The following is a 2,564-nucleotide window of genomic DNA, read 5'->3' as shown; positions in this document are numbered from 1 at the left end:
AGATGAGCGCTAGTCTCGTGGGCTCGGAGAGGTTTATAAGAGACAGGCTCGGCGTCGAGGACCCGGGTCAGCACCTGGACGCCGAGCGGACTGATGCCGCCGGTGCGGAAGCCGTACGAGTTGGCGAAGCCGACCAGACCGGTACGGCTGGACCGGTGCACCAGCAGCACGGCGACGTGACCGGGCATCGAGCCGCCGTGCCCGACGTAGACGCGTTCGCCCTGGCGGGTGAGTTGGATGCCCAGGCCGTAGCCGCCCCGCCAGGAGTCGAGGTCGCTGAGGAACACCGGGGCGCACATCTCGTCGAGGGTGTCCGGGGCCAGCACCACGGGGTCGGGGTCGGCGAGGAACGCCGCCCACCGGGACAGGTCGGCCACGGTCGACCAGAGCTGCCCGGCGGGGGCCATCGCCCCGGTGTCGGTGTGCGGCTCCTCGCGGAGCGTGTCGTGCCACGGGTGCACCACGTACCCGGGGGCGTACGGCGTGGTGGCGGCGTACGTGGTGCGGTGCATGCCCAGTGGCGCCAGGATCCGTTCCCGCACCAGCTGGGCCCACCCGGTGCCGGTGATCCGTTGCAGCGCGCCGCCGAGCAGTCCGAAGGCCAGGTTCGAGTAGTGGTGGGTGCGGTACGCCGGCAGCGCGATCTTGGGAGCGCCGAAGTCGGCCAGCAGGGTGTGCAGGTCGACGCCCTCGCTCCGCTCCCACCACGGCCCGTCCGGCTCGCGTTGCAGCCCGCCCGCGTGCCCCAGCAGTTGGCGCAGGGTGATCGGTCCGGCGGCTCCGGCCTCGGGCAGGTGCCGTCGCAGCGGATCGTCCAGCGCCAGCCGTCCGGCGTCGCGCTCCTGCATGATCAGCACGGCGGTCATGGTCTTGGTGATCGAGCCGATCCGGTACTGCAGGTCGGCGTCCGGCCGGGGATGGTCACCGGCGGCGGCCAGGTGCGCCAGTGTGCCGTCGCGCACCACGCCGACGACCAGCGACGGCACGTGGCCGGCGGACTGCGCGTCGGCCACCAGGGCGTCGACGTGCCGTACTGTTTCCGGACGCAGGGACACGAAGGCTCCTTCGAGGCGGTGGTCGGGCGCCTCCGATCATGACAGTTCGATGACACGTGCATTGTCATGTCACGATCAGTACGTGGATGCCGTGCTGTGGATCGTGCTGGGTGTGGTACTAGCGGTCGCTGAGATCTTCACGGCGACCCTGTTCTTGATCATGTTTGCGGTCGGTGCGTTCGCCGCCGCAGGCGCCGCCGCGTTCGGAGCGCCGGTGGCGATACAGGCTGTCGTCTTCGCCGTGGTGTCGGCGTTGACCGTGCTCGCGGCGCGGCCGGTCATCCAGCGGCACAAGCAGACCGCGATGGAGACCGGCGAGACCGCCTTCGGGGTGGAGGCGATCGAGGGTTCGTCGGCCCTGGTCCTGGAGCAGGTCGACGCCGCGCAGGGCATGGTGAAGATCGACGGCGAAGTGTGGAGCGCGCGGGCCTACGACGCCACGCAGGTTTTGGCACCCGGAGAACGGGTGCAGGTTATTCAGGTCAAGGGAGCGGTAGCCCTGGTCTGGCGGGACGTTGCGGCGCCCGGCGAGCTACCCGAAGCGGAGAGGTGAACGGATGGAACTAGTCATACCCGTCCTTTTGATAGCATTTGCCCTGATCTCGGTGATCACCCTGGCGAAGTCGGTGCGGATCGTGCCGCAGCAGCGTCAGGACGTGGTCGAGCGGCTCGGCCGGTACAAGCGGACGCTCAACCCCGGGCTGAACATCCTGGTGCCCTTCGTCGACGCGGTGCGGACGAAGGTGGACATGCGCGAGCAGGTGGTCAGCTTCCCGCCGCAGCCCGTGATCACCTCGGACAACCTGGTCGTCTCGATCGACACCGTGCTCTACTTCAAGGTCGTCGACTCGGTCCGGGCCACCTACGAGATCTCCAACTTCCTTCAGGCGATCGAGCAGCTCACCGTCACCACGCTGCGGAACGTGATCGGTTCGCTCGACCTGGAGCGCGCGCTGACCAGCCGTGAGGAGATCAACCGGCACCTCTCCGGGGTGCTGGACGAGACCACCGGCCGGTGGGGCATCAAGGTGACCCGGGTCGAGATCAAGGCGATCGAGCCGCCGCCGAGCATCCGCGACTCCATGGAGAAGCAGATGCGCGCCGAGCGGGACCGCCGTGCCGCGATCCTGAACGCCGAGGGTCACAAGCAGTCGCAGATCCTCTCGGCCGAGGGTGAGAAGCAGGCCGCGGTGCTGCGCGCCGACGGTGACCGGCAGGCCCGCATCCTGCAGGCCGAGGGTCAGGCCAAGGCGGTCCGGACGGTGTTCGATGCCATCCACCAGGCCAACCCGAGCCAGAAGGTGCTGGCCTACCAGTACCTCCAGGCCCTGCCGCAGATCGCCAACGGCACGGCCAACAAGGTGTGGATCGTGCCGGCCGAACTGACCAAGGCCCTGGAGGGTATGGGCGGCGCGCTCGGCGGGCTGAACCAGATGGTCGGCGACGCCCCCACCCAGCAGGCGTCCGCCGACGCCAGCGCGGTGGAGCGGGAGGCGGCCGAGGCCGCGC

The 2,564-nt window shown here is 69.4% G+C and carries 3 protein-coding genes; 2 read left to right on the top strand and 1 reads right to left on the bottom strand.

Translation table 11 applies throughout. The annotated features are described in order from the left end of the window. The coding region (locus EYA84_RS30390; RefSeq protein WP_131057658.1) for a serine hydrolase at positions 1-1,055 on the bottom strand (1,055 nt) is incomplete at its 3' end. A gap of 82 nt (positions 1,056-1,137) precedes the next feature. Here EYA84_RS30390 and EYA84_RS30385 point away from each other — a divergent pair. Both EYA84_RS30385 and EYA84_RS30380 read left to right on the top strand, forming a co-directional pair. Then, positions 1,138-1,608, top strand: coding sequence for an NfeD family protein (locus EYA84_RS30385; protein ID WP_131057656.1), 471 nt, complete (start codon positions 1,138-1,140; stop codon positions 1,606-1,608). 4 nt (positions 1,609-1,612) lie between these two features. After that, the coding region (locus tag EYA84_RS30380; RefSeq protein ID WP_131057655.1) for an SPFH domain-containing protein at positions 1,613-2,564 on the top strand (952 nt) is incomplete at its 3' end.

The sequence above is a fragment of the Verrucosispora sp. SN26_14.1 genome (genome assembly GCF_004307965.1).
Classification (GTDB): domain Bacteria; phylum Actinomycetota; class Actinomycetes; order Mycobacteriales; family Micromonosporaceae; genus Micromonospora.
This window is presented reverse-complemented; position numbering and strand designations above follow the sequence as displayed.